The 22,732-nt window shown below is 39.9% G+C and carries 20 protein-coding genes, 1 tRNA gene, 3 rRNA genes, 1 other RNA gene and 1 other annotated feature; of the genes, 5 read left to right on the top strand and 20 right to left on the bottom strand.

The features are described from left to right. Positions 1 to 121: 121 nt before the first annotated feature. The 7 genes from yabA to MKY26_RS17510 all read right to left on the bottom strand — a co-directional run bounded on the left by yabA (position 122) and on the right by MKY26_RS17510 (position 5,276). A complete protein-coding gene (yabA, locus tag MKY26_RS17540) occupies positions 122 to 478 on the bottom strand; it encodes a DNA replication initiation control protein YabA (RefSeq protein ID WP_095371302.1) in 357 nt (118 codons plus the stop codon). Positions 479 to 491: 13 nt separating this feature from the next. Next, entirely contained in the window at positions 492 to 1,316 is an 825-nt protein-coding gene (locus MKY26_RS17535) for a PSP1 domain-containing protein (protein ID WP_095371303.1), read from the bottom strand. Beyond that, complete coding sequence (holB, locus tag MKY26_RS17530; RefSeq protein WP_095371304.1) at positions 1,309 to 2,316, bottom strand: DNA polymerase III subunit delta'; 1,008 nt, start codon at positions 2,314 to 2,316, stop codon at positions 1,309 to 1,311. The genes MKY26_RS17535 and holB overlap by 8 nt, the downstream gene beginning before the upstream one ends. 13 nt (positions 2,317 to 2,329) lie before the next feature. After that, positions 2,330 to 2,770, bottom strand: a complete 441-nt coding sequence (locus MKY26_RS17525; RefSeq protein ID WP_095371305.1) for a YaaR family protein — start codon at positions 2,768 to 2,770, stop codon at positions 2,330 to 2,332. 18 nt (positions 2,771 to 2,788) lie between these two features. Next, positions 2,789 to 3,118 (bottom strand): cyclic-di-AMP receptor, encoded by a 330-nt coding sequence (locus MKY26_RS17520; RefSeq protein ID WP_095371306.1) that lies wholly within the window; start codon positions 3,116 to 3,118, stop codon positions 2,789 to 2,791. Positions 3,119 to 3,211: 93 nt separating this feature from the next. Next, a complete protein-coding gene (tmk, locus tag MKY26_RS17515) occupies positions 3,212 to 3,850 on the bottom strand; it encodes a dTMP kinase (protein ID WP_095371307.1) in 639 nt (212 codons plus the stop codon). After that, complete coding sequence (locus tag MKY26_RS17510; RefSeq protein ID WP_341049283.1) at positions 3,843 to 5,276, bottom strand: aminotransferase class I/II-fold pyridoxal phosphate-dependent enzyme; 1,434 nt, start codon at positions 5,274 to 5,276, stop codon at positions 3,843 to 3,845. Before MKY26_RS17510 ends, tmk begins: the two co-directional genes overlap by 8 nt. A gap of 156 nt (positions 5,277 to 5,432) precedes the next feature. Between MKY26_RS17510 and MKY26_RS17505 the strand changes: the two genes are divergently transcribed. Next, entirely contained in the window at positions 5,433 to 5,621 is a 189-nt protein-coding gene (locus tag MKY26_RS17505; protein WP_233435334.1) for a sigma factor G inhibitor Gin, read from the top strand. A gap of 612 nt (positions 5,622 to 6,233) precedes the next feature. On the opposite strand, the gene rrf is transcribed toward MKY26_RS17505, so the two are convergent. The 10 genes from rrf to tadA form a co-directional block, all read right to left on the bottom strand. Next, positions 6,234 to 6,350 (bottom strand): 5S ribosomal RNA (rrf, locus tag MKY26_RS17500). A gap of 75 nt (positions 6,351 to 6,425) precedes the next feature. Continuing rightward, positions 6,426 to 9,358 (bottom strand): 23S ribosomal RNA (locus tag MKY26_RS17495). Between the two features lie 219 nt (positions 9,359 to 9,577). Then, positions 9,578 to 11,126: ribosomal RNA gene (locus MKY26_RS17490) — 16S ribosomal RNA — on the bottom strand. Together the 16S, 23S and 5S rRNA genes form the textbook arrangement of a ribosomal RNA operon. Before the next feature lie 329 nt (positions 11,127 to 11,455). Beyond that, positions 11,456 to 11,719 (bottom strand): pro-sigmaK processing inhibitor BofA family protein, encoded by a 264-nt coding sequence (locus tag MKY26_RS17485; RefSeq protein WP_095371310.1) that lies wholly within the window; start codon positions 11,717 to 11,719, stop codon positions 11,456 to 11,458. 85 nt (positions 11,720 to 11,804) lie between these two features. After that, positions 11,805 to 12,023, bottom strand: coding sequence for a YaaL family protein (locus tag MKY26_RS17480; protein ID WP_095371311.1), 219 nt, complete (start codon positions 12,021 to 12,023; stop codon positions 11,805 to 11,807). A gap of 15 nt (positions 12,024 to 12,038) precedes the next feature. After that, positions 12,039 to 12,635 carry a recombination mediator RecR gene (gene recR, locus MKY26_RS17475; protein WP_224939297.1) on the bottom strand — a complete coding sequence of 199 codons (597 nt, stop codon included), beginning with the start codon at positions 12,633 to 12,635 and terminating at the stop codon, positions 12,039 to 12,041. Between the two features lie 165 nt (positions 12,636 to 12,800). After that, positions 12,801 to 13,121, bottom strand: coding sequence for a YbaB/EbfC family nucleoid-associated protein (locus tag MKY26_RS17470; protein ID WP_095371313.1), 321 nt, complete (start codon positions 13,119 to 13,121; stop codon positions 12,801 to 12,803). A 24-nt stretch (positions 13,122 to 13,145) separates the two neighbouring features. After that, on the bottom strand, positions 13,146 to 14,843 hold the full coding sequence (gene dnaX, locus MKY26_RS17465; RefSeq protein WP_307319479.1) for a DNA polymerase III subunit gamma/tau: 1,698 nt from the start codon (positions 14,841 to 14,843) through the stop codon (positions 13,146 to 13,148). A 131-nt stretch (positions 14,844 to 14,974) separates the two neighbouring features. Beyond that, positions 14,975 to 15,240, bottom strand: an RNA gene (ffs, locus tag MKY26_RS17460) — signal recognition particle sRNA large type. 78 nt (positions 15,241 to 15,318) lie between these two features. Next, positions 15,319 to 15,825 (bottom strand): tRNA adenosine(34) deaminase TadA, encoded by a 507-nt coding sequence (gene tadA / locus MKY26_RS17455; RefSeq protein ID WP_251163653.1) that lies wholly within the window; start codon positions 15,823 to 15,825, stop codon positions 15,319 to 15,321. Between the two features lie 162 nt (positions 15,826 to 15,987). Between tadA and MKY26_RS17450 the strand changes: the two genes are divergently transcribed. The 4 genes from MKY26_RS17450 (at position 15,988) to MKY26_RS17435 (ending at position 19,299) form a co-directional block, all read left to right on the top strand. Then, positions 15,988 to 16,518, top strand: coding sequence for an isochorismatase family cysteine hydrolase (locus MKY26_RS17450; protein WP_095373566.1), 531 nt, complete (start codon positions 15,988 to 15,990; stop codon positions 16,516 to 16,518). Between the two features lie 111 nt (positions 16,519 to 16,629). Then, positions 16,630 to 17,913 carry a glycoside hydrolase family 18 protein gene (locus tag MKY26_RS17445; RefSeq protein ID WP_307319485.1) on the top strand — a complete coding sequence of 428 codons (1,284 nt, stop codon included), beginning with the start codon at positions 16,630 to 16,632 and terminating at the stop codon, positions 17,911 to 17,913. 94 nt (positions 17,914 to 18,007) lie between these two features. Further along, positions 18,008 to 18,649: a deoxynucleoside kinase gene (locus MKY26_RS17440; protein WP_251163652.1), complete on the top strand. Its 642-nt coding sequence runs from the start codon at positions 18,008 to 18,010 to the stop codon at positions 18,647 to 18,649. Beyond that, positions 18,646 to 19,299, top strand: a complete 654-nt coding sequence (locus MKY26_RS17435; protein ID WP_095371318.1) for a deoxynucleoside kinase — start codon at positions 18,646 to 18,648, stop codon at positions 19,297 to 19,299. The genes MKY26_RS17440 and MKY26_RS17435 overlap by 4 nt, the downstream gene beginning before the upstream one ends. Positions 19,300 to 19,417: 118 nt before the next feature. On the opposite strand, the gene MKY26_RS17430 is transcribed toward MKY26_RS17435, so the two are convergent. The 3 genes from MKY26_RS17430 to MKY26_RS17420 form a co-directional block, all read right to left on the bottom strand. Next, positions 19,418 to 19,510 (bottom strand) — tRNA-Ser (locus tag MKY26_RS17430). A 129-nt stretch (positions 19,511 to 19,639) separates the two neighbouring features. Then, positions 19,640 to 20,926 carry a serine--tRNA ligase gene (gene serS, locus MKY26_RS17425; protein WP_307319491.1) on the bottom strand — a complete coding sequence of 429 codons (1,287 nt, stop codon included), beginning with the start codon at positions 20,924 to 20,926 and terminating at the stop codon, positions 19,640 to 19,642. Positions 20,927 to 20,977: 51 nt separating this feature from the next. Next, positions 20,978 to 21,203 (bottom strand) — a binding site (T-box leader). A 62-nt stretch (positions 21,204 to 21,265) separates the two neighbouring features. Further along, positions 21,266 to 22,567 (bottom strand): D-alanyl-D-alanine carboxypeptidase family protein, encoded by a 1,302-nt coding sequence (locus MKY26_RS17420; RefSeq protein ID WP_307319499.1) that lies wholly within the window; start codon positions 22,565 to 22,567, stop codon positions 21,266 to 21,268. Between the last annotated feature and the right edge of the window lie 165 nt (positions 22,568 to 22,732).

Below are 22,732 nucleotides of genomic sequence, written 5' to 3'. Positions count from 1 at the left end.
GCACACTTCGTATCTATTTATTTTATCGGTTGAAGCCCCTTAAGCCGAAGATTCCTCTACACTTAGAAAACGAAATTTATATCTTTAAAAAAACCTTCCTTGTTTAGAAGGAAGGTATCGATTATTTTTTATTTAAAAATGATAAACAGAACAAGCAATCCCCATCTTTTCTAGGACTACCAAAATGAAGATTACAAATATGGAACCCTTCTTGATATAGTCTAGCCAGGTTGTCATAGCCTTCCCCTATATCAAAGAGTTTTTCTTTCTCTGTTTCTTCCTTCTGCTGTTCATTTTTCTTTTCTCGGTCAGATGTAATCTTTAATCTTCTACGTAAATGTTCATTTTCCAACTTCAATGCGTTATTCTCTTCTAACACCTCAGCAAGATGCTGTTTCAACTCACCAAGCTGTATATATAATTGACCGATTTGCGATTCCATATTATCTACAGAGTCAAAGATTTCTTTTTTATCCAAGCATTCCACCTCATTAATCTGTGGATTGAACTGACACGGCATTCTCATTAATTTCGTCTAACGTAAATTCTAGCACTCTTTCCTGTTCCTTTAGGTTAACTTGTAGAATTCTTTCAAGTATATTTAACCCTACTACCCTTCCAGAACCCTCTGGTGTCTTCACCCATTCCCCTACATCTGGGAGCTCTTTTTTAGCTGCTTCATACTCGTCATTTTCATATTTCAAACAGCACATTAAACGACCACATAGTCCAGATATCTTCGTCGGGTTCAAAGATAAATTTTGATCTTTAGCCATTTTAATCGAAACTGGGTCAAAATCACCTAAAAAAGTGGAACAACAAAGCATTCTGCCACATGGACCTATGCCACCAAGCATCTTCGCCTCATCACGAACGCCAATTTGACGAAGTTCAATTCTTGTCCGAAAAATGGCCGCTAAATCCTTTACTAGTTCACGGAAATCCACTCTACCATCAGCAGTAAAGTAAAAGATGACCTTATTGCGGTCAAAAGTATATTCAACATCCACCAATTTCATATCTAATTGATGAGTAGTTACTTTTTCTAAACAAACTTGATAAGCTTCTTTAGCCGCTTGTCTATTCTCTTCTACAATCATACGATCCTTTTGATCAGCAATACGTAGAACTTTTTTTAAAGGTAGGACTACATCATGTTCTCCAACCTTTTTAGGAGCAATGACAACTTTACCGTATTCTACTCCTCTTACAGTCTCGACAATGACAAAGTCATCCTTTTGTATTTGAAGATCACCGGGATCAAAATAATATATTTTGCCCGCTTTTTTAAAGCGAACACCTACTACATCATACAAATGAAGATCCCTCCTGCATCTTTAACACTAACTGTTCCATTAACAGCTGCGCATTCATGTTTGCTTGCAGCTTCCTTTTTGCATCTAAAACTGCAGCCATTTGCTCTGTTAACTTTCTATTAGATGTATGAAGCGCGTGTTGTTCTAGCCAGCTTAGCTCATGCGTATAGGCGAGCCTATCACTCTTATCAAGCTGTATATATAACAAATCTTTTAATAAAAGAAGTAATAAGTCTAAACCTAAATCCAGATGTTCTTTCTCCTTAAAATGTGGAAACCACTCTTCTTGGAGAGTGACCATCGCTTGTAACGGATTTTTTTTAAGTACTTCGTATAATTTTAACACTATTTTTTGCGCTTGTACAAACCAATCATCATTACTATATGCTAAAGCATCGTCCAAATTATGGGTAATTTGCGCAAGTAATGGTGCATACTTTTCTTTCACACCATAATCTACGAATTGTTGTACTAAAAATTTTGCAGCTATTGGCTGAAATGAGATCGTTTGACATCTTGATAATATGGTAGGTAACATTCGTTGAGATTGTTCAGTCAATAGAATTGCTGTTGTATCCATATGCGGTTCTTCGAGAAATTTCAGCAAACTATTAGCTGCGTTTGTTGTCATTCGATCAGCATGAACGATAATATATACTTTTCTACTGGATTCGACGCCCCGTTTTGAAAACTCTTCCTGTAATGAACGAATCTGCTGCTTCTTTATTGATTGACCATCCGGCTCAACAAGATGTACATCCGGATGATTAAAGTGATTAATCCTTTTGCAGTTATTACATGTTTCACATGGAACATAGTTATTTATTGGAGCAGTGCAAAAAAGACTCTTTGCTAGAAGCATACCCGTATCTTTTTTTCCTGTTCCTTTCAGTCCTTCAAAAAGGTAAGCGTGGGCAAGGCGTTCCTTACTTAAACTATTTTTAAGCATCTTCAACACGACTGGCTGTAATTCTTCTATTTGATCCCATGTTTTTGTCATGCTGATCACTCACTTACGTATATAAATTTATTAATAATCCTTTGATTTCTCCGATTTTACTAAGAATATCAATGGCACTTTTCTCTTGTAAAAGTAGGTCATCGGCTAGTTGAGCAAGCTTTTCATCAATCGTTTCTACAATTTTCAATGACCTACTTTGTCCTAGTTGATTCCAACTATGGGATTGCTTAATATCCAACCCATACTCAACAGTCTCTTTCACAAAACGCTTAACCAGCATTTTGTATTTTGCTAAATCTTTAAAGCTCCTGGACTTAGCTACCCTCTGTCCAGCTGATTCTATATCACCTAAAAGCATTTGCATTTGTGTCATCTGCATTTTTTGACCACTTTTTTGCACAAGATCATTAAAACGCACTTGCGATCCAATAGGATGCTTACTGTCTTGCCTTCTATTATCTATATTAAGACGTAAATCTTGATTAATCTTCATTTATGCCTCCAAATAGGTTTAGAAGTGATGGAATTGTTCTACTGGAAGAACAAATACAGTTGCTCCACCTACTTCTACTTCAACAGGGTAAGGAATATATGAATCGGCATTACCACCCATTGGTGAAACCGGCGCAACAAGTTGCTCTCTCGATTGGCAATTATCCTTAATGACCTGTAAGCATTTGTCTACTCGAATATCTTCCGTACCAATTAAAAAGGTTGTATTACCCGACTTTAAAAATCCCCCTGTACTGGCTAATTTGGTTGCACGAAAATTATGATCTACTAATGCTTTAGATAACTTATTACTATCTTGATCTTGTATGACTGCTAATACGAGCTTCATCATACCACCCTCCTATATCTTTACTTTCTTCTATTATATCAGTTATTCTATGCACAAACAGAGATATACTGACCGAATTTTTCGCCAAGTAGCTTAATCCTTATTTTGAAGTGCTTTTCTAACAATGTCCATCGTTTGTTCAAATACTTTTTCAACAGAGGCATCGGCATTTACAGTTTGAATGCGATTAGAAGATTGCTTCCGAACAATTTCATACCCTTCATATACCTTTTGATGAAACTGTAAATCTTCTAAATCTAAACGGTTTACTTCCCTGCCCTTATTTTGATTAATTCTCTGTAACCCTCGTTCTGGTGCGATATCGAAGTACAAAGTCAATTGAGGCATGGCATTTTCAATGGCAAACTGATTGATGGACCAAACTTCCTCAATACCAATCCCTCTTGCAAATCCTTGATATGCAATAGAGCTATCAACAAATCGATCACATAGTACAATCTTACCCATTTCAAGGGCTGGTAAGACCTTTTCAACTAAATGTTGTCTTCTTGCCGCGGCATAAAGTAACGCCTCTGTTCTTGCATCCATTTTTGTATTCTTCGGATCCAGTATAACAGCCCGGATCTGTTCAGCAATAGCAATTCCACCAGGCTCTCTCGTATGTACTACATTATATCCTTCTGTTTCTAATTGTTCCTTAACCATTTCTGTAATCGTCGTTTTTCCTGCCCCGTCTGGACCTTCAATTGATATAAAGTAACCTTTAGTCATCCTTGTCCCTCGCTGTCTTATATATTTCTATGTATGATTGATTTAAGTTTTTCCTGTTTTGAATTCGTGCACCTTTATTTAAATAACCTTCCAAACTAGTGATATGCTCTTTTGTAATTCTTTCACCTTTATATATTAAAGGAATACCAGGCGGGTATGGGGTCACCATTCGTGCGCTAATTTCACCAATCGCACTTGCAAAAGGAACTGTAACAATCATTGCTCCCTCTGGTACCTCTACTAATTCTGAATGCGATGGAATTGGATTCACCTTTTCCTCTTTTTCTGCATTGGGAATGTCAGTACTAACTTCTTGCAATGCATCGATAATTTTACTAAAACGATCCTCATCGGCACACCTTAATAATGGAAGTACAAATAAAACATTTAACGGATCAGCTAACTCTGTATAAATACCTCGTTTCTCTAGCAGCTCTTGTAGTTGATAACCACTGATATGTTTAAACTGTAATCCCAGTTTCAATGGATCATCTGTTGGCATAATAGCTAGTCCAGCAATATTACTTAATTTCCCCTTCAATTCTTTTATCCGTTGGACTAAATGTTTACCATCTTCTTCTGTATATTGACTGACAAAGAATCTAGCCATATCTAATGAAGCCATAATAACATAAGATGGGCTACTCGATTGCAACATACTTAAATATTCCTGTATGCTGTCTTCATCCACCCGATCACCTTGAATATGAAGAAAGGCCCCCATTGTCAATGCTGGCAATGTTTTATGGGCAGATTGTATAACGACATCTGCTCCTAATTGTAAACTTGAGGGTGGGAAAAATCTTGTACTCGCTATAAAATGGGCACCGTGTGCTTCATCAACTAAAACTAATACTTTTTTTTCACGGCATAGTGCAATAATATCTTCTAATGGATACACTGTACCATAATAACTCGGGTAAGTAAGAATAACAGCTTTAATATCTTCATACTTACTTAATGCCTCTTCAATATGAGTATAGGAGACACCTTCATTAATGCCCCATTCCTGGTTAAATTCAGGCAGGATAAAAATAGGTTCAGCTCCAATAAGTCTCAGGCCATTTAAAATAGACTTATGACTATTCCGTTGAACAAGCACACGGTCTCCCCTTTTTAATGTGCCACAAATCATCGCTAAATTACCTACAGTAGAACCATTTATAAGAAAAAAACTTCTTTTAGACCCATATAAAGCGGCAAGCAAGGATTGAGCTTCTTTGATTACTTCTTCAGCGGAATGAAGATCATCAAACCCGCTGATTTCTGTCAAATCCAATTGTAAAAGTTGTCGAAAATAATCATCAACCTCATTCACTCCGGTGAGCAGACTCCCCCCTTTATGACCAGGTACATGATAATTCTCAGGCTTTCTTTTTATATGCTGTATTAATTTTTCAACTAACGGCATTTGTTTCTGATCCATTGAACGCAAATCCTTTTTATAAATTTACTGTATAGACATACACCTATTGGTGATTACAAACATAAACTGTTAACAACTCACTTATGAGAGTAAAATTCTAAATATTGTATATATTTTATCATCATTGGCTATGATTGAATGTACGGAGGTGACATTGTGAAAACGTTTAATGAAAAAACATGTGTAATCTGTGAACAATCACAATCTACTGGTATCCATTTATATACTTCTTTTATTTGTATGCAGTGTGAGGAACAAATCGTGAATACCGAAACAGATGATCCTCATTATAATTATTATGTCCAACAATTAAAAAGAGTCACTACACCTGAAATTTTATCTTAAATTCCCTTTTGCTTCTATACTTATCTTATGATTTTCTCTATTATTTTAACAAATATTAGGGAGTTTTTTTACTTTGGGAAACTATCTACAGTGTTGCTTTTCGTCATACGGAGCACTATGCATAAATCAACTTCTTCAAGGAATCTGTAGGTTCAATTGTTGAAAGATAAAGAGATCGTAAAAGTCCGAATTACATTCTTGCTCTTTCTTTACTCACATGTGATGAGCTAACGAAAGTTAATTTAATGCCTTTCTAAACGAGCCAACAGTTTTCTGACTAAGATAATGCTGATTTCCAAATCCTTTATATCAATTTGCCTTACTTCAAGGAACAATTTATCGTGGCAGTATTGAATCAAACCACCATAGTCATTTGCGTATCACTTGAAAGCCATATTGACCACTATTAGTATCTAAAACATTACCTCATTGGGTTATAACCAAATGAGGTTCCATTCAATCATTCATTTTTTGATCTTCTATTAAACCCTCAAACTCAATAATTTATACTTAATGTTATGATTTTCTCAATGTTATTTTTTTGGGGAGCATATATTTACTAACTCATATACACAAAAAAGAGCACATACAAATGATGTGCTCTTTTATCTTGCCCGGCAACGTCCTACTCTCACAAGGGGACAGCCCCTAACTACCATCGGCGCTGAGAAGCTTAACTTCCGTGTTCGGTATGGGAACGGGTGTGACCTTCTCGCTATCGCCACCGGACTATGAAATTGTAAGGGAATCGTTCCCTCAAAACTAGGTAATGTTGAAGAAGATATTTATTGAGTAATCGCCTGTTTGGTTAAGTCCTCGATCGATTAGTATTAGTCAGCTACATGTGTCGCCACACTTCCACCTCTAACCTATCAACCTGATCATCTTTCAGGGATCTTACTAGCTTGCGCTATGGGAAATCTCATCTCGAGGGGGGCTTCATGCTTAGATGCTTTCAGCACTTATCCCTTCCGCACATAGCTACCCAGCGATGCCTTTGGCAAGACAACTGGTACACCAGCGGTGCGTCCATCCCGGTCCTCTCGTACTAAGGACAGCTCCTCTCAAATTTCCTGCGCCCACGACGGATAGGGACCGAACTGTCTCACGACGTTCTGAACCCAGCTCGCGTACCGCTTTAATGGGCGAACAGCCCAACCCTTGGGACCGACTACAGCCCCAGGATGCGATGAGCCGACATCGAGGTGCCAAACCTCCCCGTCGATGTGGACTCTTGGGGGAGATAAGCCTGTTATCCCCGGGGTAGCTTTTATCCGTTGAGCGATGGCCCTTCCATGCGGAACCACCGGATCACTAAGCCCGACTTTCGTCCCTGCTCGACTTGTAGGTCTCGCAGTCAAGCTCCCTTGTGCCTTTACACTCTACGAATGATTTCCAACCATTCTGAGGGAACCTTTGGGCGCCTCCGTTACTCTTTAGGAGGCGACCGCCCCAGTCAAACTGCCCACCTGACACTGTCTCCCATCCCGATAAGGGATGTGGGTTAGAATTTCAATACAGCCAGGGTAGTATCCCACCGACGCCTCCACCGAAGCTAGCGCTCCGGCTTCTAAGGCTCCTACCTATCCTGTACAAGCTGTACCAAAATTCAATATCAGGCTACAGTAAAGCTCCACGGGGTCTTTCCGTCCTGTCGCGGGTAACCTGCATCTTCACAGGTACTATAATTTCACCGAGTCTCTCGTTGAGACAGTGCCCAGATCGTTACGCCTTTCGTGCGGGTCGGAACTTACCCGACAAGGAATTTCGCTACCTTAGGACCGTTATAGTTACGGCCGCCGTTTACTGGGGCTTCGATTCAAAGCTTCGCGTGAGCTAACCTCTCCTCTTAACCTTCCAGCACCGGGCAGGCGTCAGCCCCTATACTTCGCCTTGCGGCTTCGCAGAGACCTGTGTTTTTGCTAAACAGTCGCCTGGGCCTATTCACTGCGGCTCATCAAGGCTTTAACACCCTAATGAGCACCCCTTCTCCCGAAGTTACGGGGTCATTTTGCCGAGTTCCTTAACGAGAGTTCTCTCGCTCACCTTAGGATTCTCTCCTCGCCTACCTGTGTCGGTTTGCGGTACGGGCACCTTATTCCTCGCTAGAGGCTTTTCTTGGCAGTGTGGAATCAAGAACTTCGGTACTAAATTTCCCTCGCTATCACAGCTCAAGGTATGTGACCATGGGATTTGCCTCATGGTCCCTCTAACTGCTTAGACGCACATCCAATAGTGCGCTTACCCTATCCTCCTGCGTCCCCCCATCACTCAAACAGAATACGGTGGTACAGGAATATCAACCTGTTGTCCATCGCCTACGCTTTTCAGCCTCGGCTTAGGTCCCGACTAACCCTGAGCGGACGAGCCTTCCTCAGGAAACCTTAGGCATTCGGTGGATGGGATTCTCACCCATCTTTCGCTACTCATACCGGCATTCTCACTTCTAAGCGCTCCACCAGTCCTTACGGTCTAGCTTCAACGCCCTTAGAACGCTCTCCTACCACTGAACATCAACGATGTTCAATCCACAGCTTCGGTGATACGTTTAGCCCCGGTACATTTTCGGCGCGGAGTCACTCGACCAGTGAGCTATTACGCACTCTTTAAATGGTGGCTGCTTCTAAGCCAACATCCTGGTTGTCTAAGCAACTCCACATCCTTTTCCACTTAACGTATACTTTGGGACCTTAGCTGGTGGTCTGGGCTGTTTCCCTCTTGACTACGGATCTTATCACTCGCAGTCTGACTCCCATGGATAAATCTTTGGCATTCGGAGTTTGTCTGAATTCGGTAACCCGATGAGGGCCCCTAGTCCAAACAGTGCTCTACCTCCAAGATTCTTACGCATGAGGCTAGCCCTAAAGCTATTTCGGAGAGAACCAGCTATCTCCAAGTTCGATTGGAATTTCTCCGCTACCCACACCTCATCCCCGCACTTTTCAACGTACGTGGGTTCGGGCCTCCATCCAGTGTTACCTGGACTTCACCCTGGACATGGGTAGATCACCTGGTTTCGGGTCTACGACCACATACTCATTCGCCCTATTCAGACTCGCTTTCGCTACGGCTCCGTCTGTCCAACTTAACCTCGCATGTAATCGTAACTCGCCGGTTCATTCTACAAAAGGCACGCTATCACCCATTAACGGGCTCTAACTACTTGTAGGCACACGGTTTCAGGATCTCTTTCACTCCCCTTCCGGGGTGCTTTTCACCTTTCCCTCACGGTACTGGTTCACTATCGGTCACTAGGGAGTATTTAGCCTTGGGAGATGGTCCTCCCTGCTTCCGACGGGATTTCTCGTGTCCCGCCGTACTCAGGATCCACTCTGGAGGGAACGAAGTTTCAACTACAGGGCTTTTACCTCCTATGGCGGGCCTTTCCAGACCTCTTCGTCTATCTCGTTCCTTTGTAACTCCGTATAGAATGTCCTACAACCCCAAGAGGCAAGCCTCTTGGTTTGGGCTAATCCCGTTTCGCTCGCCGCTACTCAGGGAATCGCGTTTGCTTTCTCTTCCTCCGGGTACTTAGATGTTTCAGTTCCCCGGGTCTGCCTTCCATACCCTATGTATTCAGGTATGGATCCTATCCCATAACGGATAGGGGGTTTCCCCATTCGGAAATCTCCGGATCAAAGCTTACTTACAGCTCCCCGAAGCATATCGGTGTTAGTCCCGTCCTTCATCGGCTCCTAGTGCCAAGGCATTCACCGTGCGCCCTTATTAACTTAACCATATGTTTGGGTTGCTTTCGCTTCCCTCACGGTTGTTTGTTTTAAAAAAAGTTTAGTATCTCTACTCTATTATATAGAGAGAAAATAACTAAGGTGGCGATTACTCGGTAATCTTCTTCATTACATTATCTAGTTTTCAAAGAACGATTGAATTGAGAGATTATACTCTCAAAACTGAACGAACAGTCTAACATCAAGTTAATTCCGTATATTCCTTAGAAAGGAGGTGATCCAGCCGCACCTTCCGATACGGCTACCTTGTTACGACTTCACCCCAATCATCTGTCCCACCTTAGGCGGCTGGCTCCAAAAGGTTACCCCACCGACTTCGGGTGTTACAAACTCTCGTGGTGTGACGGGCGGTGTGTACAAGGCCCGGGAACGTATTCACCGCGGCATGCTGATCCGCGATTACTAGCGATTCCGGCTTCATGTAGGCGAGTTGCAGCCTACAATCCGAACTGAGAATGGTTTTATGGGATTGGCTAAACCTCGCGGTCTTGCAGCCCTTTGTACCATCCATTGTAGCACGTGTGTAGCCCAGGTCATAAGGGGCATGATGATTTGACGTCATCCCCACCTTCCTCCGGTTTGTCACCGGCAGTCACCTTAGAGTGCCCAACTAAATGCTGGCAACTAAGATCAAGGGTTGCGCTCGTTGCGGGACTTAACCCAACATCTCACGACACGAGCTGACGACAACCATGCACCACCTGTCACTCTGTCCCCCGAAGGGGAAAGTCCTATCTCTAGGATTGTCAGAGGATGTCAAGACCTGGTAAGGTTCTTCGCGTTGCTTCGAATTAAACCACATGCTCCACCGCTTGTGCGGGCCCCCGTCAATTCCTTTGAGTTTCAACCTTGCGGTCGTACTCCCCAGGCGGAGTGCTTAATGCGTTTGCTGCAGCACTAAAGGGCGGAAACCCTCTAACACTTAGCACTCATCGTTTACGGCGTGGACTACCAGGGTATCTAATCCTGTTTGCTCCCCACGCTTTCGCGCCTCAGCGTCAGTTACAGACCAGAAAGTCGCCTTCGCCACTGGTGTTCCTCCAAATCTCTACGCATTTCACCGCTACACTTGGAATTCCACTTTCCTCTTCTGCACTCAAGTTCCCCAGTTTCCAATGACCCTCCACGGTTGAGCCGTGGGCTTTCACATCAGACTTAAGGAACCGCCTGCGCGCGCTTTACGCCCAATAATTCCGGACAACGCTTGCCACCTACGTATTACCGCGGCTGCTGGCACGTAGTTAGCCGTGGCTTTCTGGTTAGGTACCGTCAAGGTACCGGCAGTTACTCCGATACTTGTTCTTCCCTAACAACAGAGTTTTACGATCCGAAAACCTTCATCACTCACGCGGCGTTGCTCCGTCAGACTTTCGTCCATTGCGGAAGATTCCCTACTGCTGCCTCCCGTAGGAGTCTGGGCCGTGTCTCAGTCCCAGTGTGGCCGATCACCCTCTCAGGTCGGCTACGCATCGTCGCCTTGGTGAGCCGTTACCTCACCAACTAGCTAATGCGCCGCGGGCCCATCTGTAAGTGATAGCAGAACCATCTTTCAATCTAATTATATGTATAAATAGATATTATCCGGTATTAGCCCCGGTTTCCCGGAGTTATCCCAGTCTTACAGGCAGGTTGCCCACGTGTTACTCACCCGTCCGCCGCTAATCTTTGGGAGCAAGCTCCCTCAGATTCGCTCGACTTGCATGTATTAGGCACGCCGCCAGCGTTCGTCCTGAGCCAGGATCAAACTCTCCAATAAAGTGTTTGATTAGCTCATTTGCACCTATGGTGCTTTGTTGCTGATAAATCAGCTTTTTTAGAATTACGCTTGACGTTTTACGTTCGTTCAGTTTTCAAAGAACAATCTCATTCGCTTCAGAAGCGACTTTACTAATATATCATCCTACGCATTATATGTCAATGCTTTTTTAAAAAAGTTTTTTCTTTAAAGTTTTAAAGGATGTTGTGTCGTTGTGACGACTCTTAATATATTATCAGCATGATATTAATATGTCAACAATATTTTAAAAGAAAAAATCAGTTACTAGAAATACGTAACTGATTACCTATTCCATTATACTTTGACACTTATATTACATACATTTCTATTGCCACTAGCGCGCATATACCCGGCACACCTAATATCCCACTAATGGCTACAGTAGCTATATTAATAGGCAAATGAATACCAAATTGATTTCCTACTGTATTTAGTACAAATAATAAGAGTGCACCAATGATTACTTTTATAAGGCCTTGTCCAATCCACTTAATTGGTCGAAACGAGGCACCTGCTACTAATAGAAAGAGAATGAGAATACCTAACCCTGAGATAATCCAAACTGGCTCCAAATAAAAAACCCCCTCTATTTAAGGAAACTTGTACAACCAATGTATGAACAAGCACCTAAAAAAAGACCTTGAGGAGGTATAAAAATTAATATCGAACACTAACGTTTCTTTTTTTTGCTTCCTTGAACAGATAAAAATATTTTGCCTCAGCAAGCTTAGCTTCACTAATTGCTTCTGCTGAAGGATCAAAACTTTTTTCAATTAGAGATTTTTGATTCTTCCATTCATCCTTTAATTCTTTTAACTGATCTAATAACTTCTCATCATATTCCTTACGAAGCCATCCTTTTTTACGAAAGAACATCGCATACACCTCTCACTATACTTCTCTTCTTCCCTCTAAAGCTTTTGAAAGTGTTACTTCATCAGCATATTCAAGGTCTCCTCCTACTGGTAATCCGTGAGCTATGCGGCTCGCCTTAATACCAGAAGGTTTAATGAGACGAGAAATATACATTGCTGTTGCCTCGCCCTCAATATTAGGATTGGTAGCCAAGATGACTTCTTGGACGGTTTCATCCTGTAATCGTTTTAACAAATCGGGAATATTAATATCTTCTGGGCCGATACCATCCATTGGTGAAATAGCACCATGCAAAACATGGTACAAACCATTAAACTCCTTCATTTTTTCCATGGCGATAACGTCTTTAGGGTCTTGCACAACACATATGACTGATCGATCTCTCCTTTGGTCTTCACATATATAACAAGGATCCTGATCTGTTATATGGCCACACACAGAACAATAAGATAGATTTCTCTTCGCATTCACTAATGCCTTAGCAAAATCTAGTACAGTGTCTTCTTTCATACTTAATACAAAAAAGGCCAACCGAGCGGCTGTTTTCGGTCCGATTCCTGGAAGCTTCATAAAACTATCAATCAGTTTTGATATCGGTTCAGGATAATGCATATCTGTCTCCCCCTCTTTCATCAAAGACGAGAGCATTTGACCGAGAGACGTTTAACAACAAACTCTTTCTCATATAACTCTTCTCTTTGACTCCTAGTCTGATAGTGAATGCTTTAAAAAACGCCGCTCAGGAAAACCAGCGGCGCTTCTTTTCGTTTATCCGTATTAAAACATCCCTGGCAAGTTCATACCTTTTGTGAATTGCCCCATTGTATTATTTGTTAATTCATCACATTTTTTTATCGCGTCATTTGTTGCTGCTAACACTAAATCTTGAAGCATTTCGATATCTTCAGGATCAACAACTTCCTCTTTAATATTTACTTCTAAAACTTCTTTATGACCTGAAACAATGACAGTTACCATGCCACCGCCAGCTGTTCCTTCAATTCTTTCTTCTCCTAATTCTTCTTGCGCTTGCGCCATTTTCTTTTGCATTTTTTGCATTTGCTTCATCATATTTTGCATATTACCCATACCACGCATAGTTCCTTACCTCCTAATATTTATTTAATCTTTAATTTCAATAAGATCTTCACCAAATAATTTCATTGCCTCAGATACAACAGGATCTTCTTCCTCATTTCCCATATCCTCTGCTGTATCATCTCCATTCGCCTTTTGATACTGAAGAAATGATTGGCGAATGGACTGCCATTGTTCATCTGGTAAACCTAAGACCTGAAACCTCTTTCCGCTTAGTTCAAACAAAGATTGCGTTAGGGTTTCAATAAATTTATGATTCTCCATCGCCATTTGACAATGAATTTCATATTTGAATTTTATAATAAAAACTTGATCAGATGCAGCAACAGGCTCTGCTTCGTTTAGTAATGCTGCTTGTGAGCGCATTTGATTGTGTACGAGGCGTTCTAACATTTCACCCCAATGACTTTTGACCATCATTAAGTCCTGTTTTGTTGCCTGCTTCAACACCTCATTTATTCGACCTACAGGCGCTTGATATCCTTTTTTAGATACACGCTGTGGCTTTTTCGCTTGAGGTGCTACTGATTCTTCTGATACTTTAACACCTTGCGCTTTTATTTGTGATAACTCTTTTTCTAATTGATCAATCCGTGTAATTAATGGTTGAACATCTTCAGCACTTTGCCCTTTAATTTGTTCTTGCTGACAAAGTTTCACAATTGCTACTTCTAAAAAAATTCTTGGATGATTCGTCCAGCGCATCTCTTGCTGTGTTTTATTTAATTGTTCGATCAAGTGATAAATTTGTTCTTGTGACACCTTTTCTGCTAACTCAATGAATGTTTCTTCTAAAAGAACTCTTTCCATCGATTCTTCAAGATTAGGTGCTGCTTTATATAATAGCATATCTCTATAATAAAGAATAAAATCTTCTACAAATCGTGTAGGATCTTTCCCTTGAAAAAGAAGTTCGCCTAATATTTCTAAGCCGTTAGCTGCATCATGATCAACGATAGCTGTTGCTAACTGATTAAGGAAACCTTGGGAAACAGCACCTGTAACAGCTAGAGCATCATCAACTGTTACACTCTCATCACTAAATGAAATTGCTTGATCCAATAAACTCAAGGCATCACGCATACCACCTTCAGCAGCTCTGGCAATAATTTGTAGTGCTTGGGTATCACAATGAACACTACTTTCATCTATAATCATTTGCATACGATTCACAATCGAAGTCGCAGTAATTCTTTTAAAATCAAAGCGTTGACATCTAGAAATGATTGTCAGTGGAATCTTATGCGGCTCTGTTGTTGCTAATATAAAAATAACATGCTGGGGTGGTTCTTCTAATGTTTTTAGGAGCGCATTGAATGCTCCCATTGACAACATATGCACCTCATCAACAATATAAACTTTATACTTAACCGCACTTGGTGCATATTTCACTTTATCTCTTATATCTCTAATCTCTTCTACACCATTATTAGATGCGGCATCAATCTCAATGACATCAGGTATGGACCCATCAGTAATCCCTTTGCACGCATCACATTCATTACATGGTTCATTAATTGGTGCTCTTTCACAGTTTACGGCCTTTGCTAAAATTTTCGCCGCACTCGTTTTACCGGTTCCTCTTGGTCCAGTAAAAAGATAAGCATGCGAAATTTTTTCCTGAAGCAGGGCGTTTTGCAATGTTTTTGTTACATGCTCTTGCCCTACTACATCAAGAAATGTTTGTGGGCGCCATACACGATACAATGCTTGATAACTCAATTGGCACGCCCCCTTCTTTTAGTGTCGTATTTATTATAACGTATCTATTTTCTATTTTACAAAAAAGGATAGGAAAAAAACAAAAAACTCATTCTTCATGAATGAGTTTTATAATTATATGTATATAACTGCCGTGCACCTATCTTCGACTGACGCCCATAAGCGTTACTTTAGCAGTTAGCTCAGCTCAGGCAACCCTGCGGCACATGAGAGAGTCCACTTAATGCTGCTTCCTTCCGGACCTGACATGGTTCATGGGTTCCCATTGCGCAGGACCCAAGCGTCAACACCACTTACTAAAGGCAGACCCTACAGGACATCAGCCTCAGAATAGGAATTCAGTCTCGCTAGAGCGGATTGCGAGTACAGGACACCGCTACCTTCCCACCTAGCACGGCAAAATTGATACCAATATTTAAGTTGCGTCATTTCGACGCATATTCAGTATACTGTTTTTAAATTAAAATTGCAATGCCTAACATTCCTCTTGCTTCTTTTGTTCTTTTAAAAGCTTCTTTTCAGCCTTTTTTCTAGCTCGTAATTGTGAAAAAAACGTGGATAACAGTTCCCCACATGCTTCACCCATTACTCCAGCAACCACCTCACATTGATGATTAAACCTTGAATCATCTAACAAATTCATTAATGTCCCGCAACACCCACCTTTTGGATCAGTCGCTCCGTAAACCACCCGTTTCACTCGTGAAAGAACAATAGAACCCGCGCACATCGGACAAGGCTCGAGTGTAACATAAAGGGTTGTGTCCTCTAATCGCCATGTACCGAGCTTCTCACATGCTTCTTCTATCGCAAGTAATTCTGCATGCGCAGTCGCTTTTTGTGCCGTTTCCCGTAAATTATACCCACGGGCAATTATTTGTCCATCTAATACAATGACAGCACCAATTGGAACTTCATTAATCTCTCTTGCCTTTTCTGCCTCTTTTATCGCTTCTAACATAAATTGTTCATCTATACTCATTTACTTCATTCCTTTAAATACCATAGCGTTTCTTTCAGTGTAATTCTCTTTGCTTTTACAAACAATAAAAAAACGTAAAAGCTCACCTTTTATCTCCATAGGTAACGTTTGAAATCCTTATATCTTTTCTTAATTAAAAGGGGTTGATTTTGATTGAATTTAATAACCGAGAAGCAAACGGCATTAATTATTATTGACATGATTAATGATTTTCAATTTAAACATGGCGAAGTACTGGCTAAAAAAGCTTTAAAAATGACCACAAGCATTAATCTTATCAGAAACCAATTTCACCAACACAAGTTACCGGTAATTTATATCAATGACCATTATCAGCTCTGGAAAGCTGATATTGAAAAGATAATGGCCTACTGCAACAATCCTATAAGTTCACCAATTATCCAAACAATAAGACCATCAAGTGACGATTACTTTCTAATCAAACCGAAACATTCTGCATTCTACGGTACTGCACTTAATACACTCTTAAATCAATTAGCCATCGATAAATTAATAATGGTTGGTTTGGCAGGAAACATTTGTGTGCTTTTCTCTGCAAACGATGCTTATATGAGAGAATATAAACTACATATACCCGCTAACTGCATTGCTTCTAATGATGACCACGATAACGAGAACGCCTTGATTATGATGAAAGATGTGTTGAAAGCAAATATTGACCCTTTGCCATGAATGTATCATGTATTGGCCACTCCCTTCATAAGTTATTTATAGTGTAATTAAATCATTAAATTATGAATGTCTGTATTTGATCTATACTGAAACATTTAGGGAGGGTTTTACTTGCAAATACATGTGGTAAGACAGAATGATTCGTTAAGTGGTATAGCGATGGCCTATAGCACAACCATACAAGATTTAATCGATGCGAATGAATTACAGAATCCTAATCAACTTGTGGTCGGTCAAACGCTTGTTATACCAATCATTGGTAGCTTTTATTGGGTACAGCCTGGCGATACACTCTATTTAATTGCACAACGATACGGCCTCACGGTGGAAGAGCTTGTAAATATCAATCAAATCTCGCAAACAAACCCATTAAGGGTTGGTCTACGTTTATACATTCCCGAGCGTCCAAAAACATCTGCCGAAATAAATGCCTATGTTGAGCCTAGAGGGGACACCGTCTCGGAAAACTTAATAGAAGCTTCAAGAGGTGCAGCACCCCATCTTACTTATTTAGCACCATTTAACTTTCAAGCGCTTAGAGATGGTTCATTGCAAGAGCCGCCTTTAGATGAATTACCTGCTATCGCTGAACAAAATCAAAATGTCCTCATGATGGTCATATCTAATCAAGAAAACGCACAATTTAGTGATGAGCTAGCAAGCATACTTCTCAACGATCAAGACATTCAAAACACATTCCTCGACAATATTGTTGCAACAGCAAAAAAATACAATTTTAAAGATATCCATTTTGATTTTGAATTCATTCGACCTGAAGATAAAGAAGCTTATAACCAATTCCTAATAAAAGCACGCGATCGCTTCCACCAAGAAGGCTGGCTCATATCAACTGCCCTTGCCCCTAAAACTAGCGCAGATCAAAAAGGGAAATGGTATGAAGGCCACGATTATAAAGCACATGGCGAAATTGTCGACTTTGTCATCATCATGACATATGAATGGGGATATAGTGGAGGACCTGCTATGGCCGTTTCACCTATTGGACCCGTGAGAGATGTCCTTGAATATGCAATAACAGAAATCCCGCCTGAAAAAATTATGATGGGGCAAAATCTATACGGCTATGATTGGACGCTTCCTTTTGTTCAAGGAACGATTGCACGTGCTATTAGTCCACAACAAGCTATACAGATTGCCCTAGAAAATAATGTGGCCATTCAATACGACCAAGAAGCACAAGCACCCTTCTTTTTATACACAGACAACGAAGGAAAAAGACATGAGGTTTGGTTTGAAGATGCCCGTTCCATTCAAGCGAAATTTGATTTATTGAAAGAGTTAAAGCTAAGAGGAGTAAGCTACTGGAAACTCGGTCTAGACTTTCCACAAAACTGGCTCCTCATTGATGAAAATTTTAATGTCGTAAAACGTTAAATCTATTTTAATCTCCTGTCTATTTTTTCATTCTTCATAGAGGTCTGACCTGTGTTAAAATGGAAGTTATGTTAGCTTAGGGGGAGACAAATAGATGAATCAAGTACCTTTTATTACAGTGGAAGGGCCGATTGGCGTAGGCAAGACCACGCTAGCTACAGCCCTTTCCACCCATTTTAACTACCATCTATTAAAGGAAATCGTCGATGAAAATCCATTTCTCGGAAAGTTTTATGAGAATATCGATGAGTGGAGTTTTCAAACTGAAATGTTTTTCTTATGTAATCGATATAAACAGCTGAAGGATATAAAAGACCGTTATATTTTGAATGATATGCCTGTCGTAGCTGATTATCATATTTTTAAAAACTTGATTTTTGCTAGTAAATCTCTTGAAGCACCTGAATATGAAAAATATGAGCAAATCTATCATATTTTAACGGATGATATGCCGAGACCAAATATCATTATTTATTTGCGGGCAAGCTTAGATACTTTACTAAAAAGAATTGAAAAGCGTGGACGCGAAATAGAAAAAAATATAAGTCCTCTCTATCTTGAACAATTATCCATTGATTACGATCTTAAAATGCAGGCATTTGAAAAACAACATCCAGATATCCCTATCCTTCACCTTGATGGTGATCAATTGGACTTTGTTCATAATAAGAATGACCTGCAATACATTATTGATATGGTAACAACGAGTATACAAACAAGGAGCACAAAAGCATGAATAGAAATAACTACGGCATACCAAATAACGCAATCATCACTGTAGCAGGAACGGTTGGTGTCGGAAAATCAACAATGACCAATTATTTAGCAGAAGCACTTAACTTCCGCACTTCTTTTGAAAAAGTGGACACAAATCCTTATTTAGACAAGTTTTATGCCGACTTTGAAAGATGGAGCTTTCATTTACAGATTTATTTTCTTGCTGAAAGATTTAAAGAACAAAAACGGATGTTCGAATATGGTGGAGGATTCATTCAAGATCGATCTATTTATGAAGATACCGGCATTTTTGCTAAAATGCATTATGAAAAAGGAACAATGTCACCAGTTGATTATGAAACCTATACAAGCCTTTTCGAGGCGATGGTTATGACACCCTATTTCCCACACCCTGATATTTTAATTTATTTAGAGGGCTCCCTAGAAGATATACTGGCGCGCATTAAAGAACGAGGGCGTCCAATGGAACAACAAACCTCCATTGATTATTGGAAAGAGATGCACGAGCGCTACGAAACCTGGATTGATCAATTTAGTGCATGTCCTATTTTACGATTAAATATTAATGAATATGACCTTGTCTCTAATCCATCAGACATCGATCAAGTACTCGAAAAAGTCGGCCACACATTAAAACAAACAATATAAAATATTTGCCTGTACTTAAATGGTACAGGCTGATTTTTGCTTAAAAATAAAAAAAGCCGCTACTATAAAGTAGCGACTCCATATCTCCAATTAATTATGCGCATGTTAAAAGTTATAATGGCGGAGGAAGAGGGATTCGAACCCCCGCGGGCTTTAACACCCCTGTCGGTTTTCAAGACCGATCCCTTCAGCCGGACTTGGGTATTCCTCCGTTTCGACAAGAAATAATATATCATCTATTGAAATAGAAGTCAATAGATTTTTTGCATAAATTCACAAACATGCATGTTAGAACTTTAAAAATAGGATCTGTCCTAAGAAACAGACCCTATCATCTTACTTATTTTGCTGGATTTATCACTTCTTTATTCCCCATATAAGGGCGAAGTACTTCTGGAATAACCACACTACCATCAGCTTGTTGATAATTTTCTAATATCGCAGCGACTGTACGTCCCACTGCTAACCCAGAGCCATTTAATGTATGAACATTCTCCGGCTTACCTTTAGCATCACGACGGAAGCGGATATTTGCACGTCTCGCTTGGAAAGCTTCAAAGTTACTACAAGAAGAAATTTCTCGATAATTATCGTAGCTAGGCATCCATACTTCAATATCGTACTTCTTCGCAGCTGTGAATCCTAAATCAGCAGTGCACATACTCATGACGCGATAAGGCAAACCAAGCAGTTGTAAAACCTTCTCTGCATTTTTTGTTAATTTCTCCAACTCGTTATAAGAGTCTTCTGGTTTAACAAACTTCACAAGCTCAACCTTATTAAACTGATGCTGACGAATAAGACCTCTCGTATCACGGCCAGCTGAGCCAGCTTCAGAACGGAAGCACGCACTAAATGCGGCGTAATTAATTGGTAATTGATCAGCACTTAAAATTTCATCGCGATGCATATTCGTGATGGGTACCTCCGCCGTTGGAATAAGGAAATAATCCTCACTCTCAATTAAAAATGCATCCTCTTCAAATTTTGGTAATTGTCCTGTACCTGTCATACTTGCACGATTAACCATATATGGTGGTAGGACTTCTTCGTATCCATGTTCTTCTGTATGGAGGTCCAACATAAAGTTATACAATGCGCGCTCTAATCTAGCACCTAACCCTTTATAAAATACAAAACGACTGCCAGTTACTTTTCCTGCTCGTTCAAAATCTAAAATTCCAAGCTCAGTTGCTATATCCCAATGCGGTTTAAATTCAAAATCAAATCCCTTTACTTCTCCCCATTGCCAAGCTAAGACATTGTCATCCTCTGTCTCCCCAACGGGTACACTTTCATGTGGGATGTTTGGAATACTGAGTAAGATAAGCTCTAATTCAGCTTCTACTTCACGTAACTCATGGTCTAAATCCTTAATTTGGTCACCAACTTGCCTCATTTCAGCAATTAATTGGTCCGCATCTTTTTTCTCTCGTTTTAAAACAGCCACTTGCTGTGATACTTCATTTCTTTTGCTTTTAAGCTCTTCCGTTTTTACAAGTAATTCTCGGCGTTTTACATCCAAATCCTCAAACTTCTCAAGATCAGAAATATCTTCCCCACGGTGTTTTTCTAGTTTTTCTTTTACTTCAGCAAAATTAGCCCTTAAATATTTGATATCTAACATAGCCTTTCCCTCCATATTCAATTTGTGAAAACAAAAAACTCCCGTCCCCTATAAAGGGACGAGAGTTACCCGCGTTGCCACCCTAGTTAAAAGTATAGTCCATACTTTTCACTTTAAATCTTTAACGAGGTTTACCCGAGAGCTTTTACTTACAAAAAATGTGTTCCAAGCTCTACGCAAAGGATGGATTCTCAAGTGCTTTTGTCTGGTTTGCACCAACCACCAGCTCTCTATGGCAAAAGTGTACTTGATACTACTTCCTTCTTTATGCTTTCTTTTATTCAACTTATTAGTAATACATAATTTACTATAATTATAAGCCAAATGCAACTACATTATTCAAGAAAACCAACCTTTAACAGTAGATGCAACACTGTCCCAAACATCTCCAAAGAATCCACCAACACCACGCATAGATAAAACGAACCAGTTCGCTTTTTCAACCGATTCAGAAGCGATGACATCAACTCTTGTTTGGTTAGCATTTAAAAATTCAATCGCATTACCATCTTTATCTTCAACCGTTAAATAACCAACAACATCACCTTTTTTTACAGGAGCTGTTAATTGACCTTGATCATTTAATAAATCTTCATTAATCACAAGCTTTGGTTGATAATTCTCTTCTTCGCCATTTTTAACAGTTAATGTAATGGCCTCTTTTGATTCAATCGCTACTGCATTTTCTTTCCCTTTTTCAACGGCAAGTTTTTCTTTATCTTTCACTTGATAGCCAGCAGGAACGATCTCTTTTTTATCAAAATTAGAGAACGCGTAATCAAACATTTTCTTTGTTTCGTCGAATCTAGCTTGATTATAACCAGAATCGCCGCCACCTTTAGCATTCATAACAACTGTTACATATCTTTTCCCATCACGTTCAGCTGTTCCTGTAAAAGAAGAACCTGCAAAATCAGTTGTCCCTGTCTTTAACCCATCTACACCTTCATAGCCGTAGACCAGTTCAGGTAACATCCAGTTCCAATTTTCCATATCAATTTTATCTTCAGTGCCTTCTCTAAATGTTTTTCTAGGAATGCTTGCTGTTTCTAAAACTTGAGGAAAATCCGTGAGGAGCGTTGTCGCTAGTTTAGCTGTTGCTCTAGCAGACATCACATTTTCTTCATCTTCATTACCTGTCGAATGGTAACCTTTTAAATCCTTGTTATTTAAACCAGAAGAATTGACGAATTTATAATCTTCTAACCCTAATTCCTCTGCTTTTTCATTCATCATTTGCACAAAGTTCTTTTCAGATCCAGCAATTGTCTCAGCAATGGCAATTGTAGCTCCATTTGCGGAATAAATAGTCATTGCTTCAAATAATTCCTTAATGCTGTATGTCCCATCTCTTCTAAGAGGAACATTCGAAAGCGCTGTGTCATGAGACACTTTCCAAACGTACTCACTTACAGCATACTCTTGATCCCATGATACTCGACCTTCATCAATAGCTTCTAATAAAAGATACTCGGTCATCATTTTTGACATACTTGCAATACCAAGCACCTTATCAATGTTTTTCCCGTATAAAACTCTACCTGTTTCTGCATCTACTAGAATAGCTGCATCTGCATTAATATTAAGTATATCTTCTTTTGCACTTGCTTTATGTACATTTGGAAGAATGCCTAACACCATAATCAACACCAAGAAACTTGCAACAACTTTACGATATCCTTTTCTTCTCAATTCCAAAGCCCTCCAACTTTTTTTTCAGCTTTTGTTATTTTATCATAAGATGTCCTTCATGGATACAAACAACCTTTTCCTAATCTTGGCGTTTTCATGAACATCCCTTTTCTT

Origin of the sequence: Cytobacillus sp. FSL R7-0680 (genome assembly GCF_038009245.1) — a bacterium.
In the GTDB taxonomy this organism is placed as follows: domain Bacteria; phylum Bacillota; class Bacilli; order Bacillales; family Cytobacillaceae; genus Cytobacillus; species Cytobacillus kochii.
This window is presented reverse-complemented; position numbering and strand designations above follow the sequence as displayed.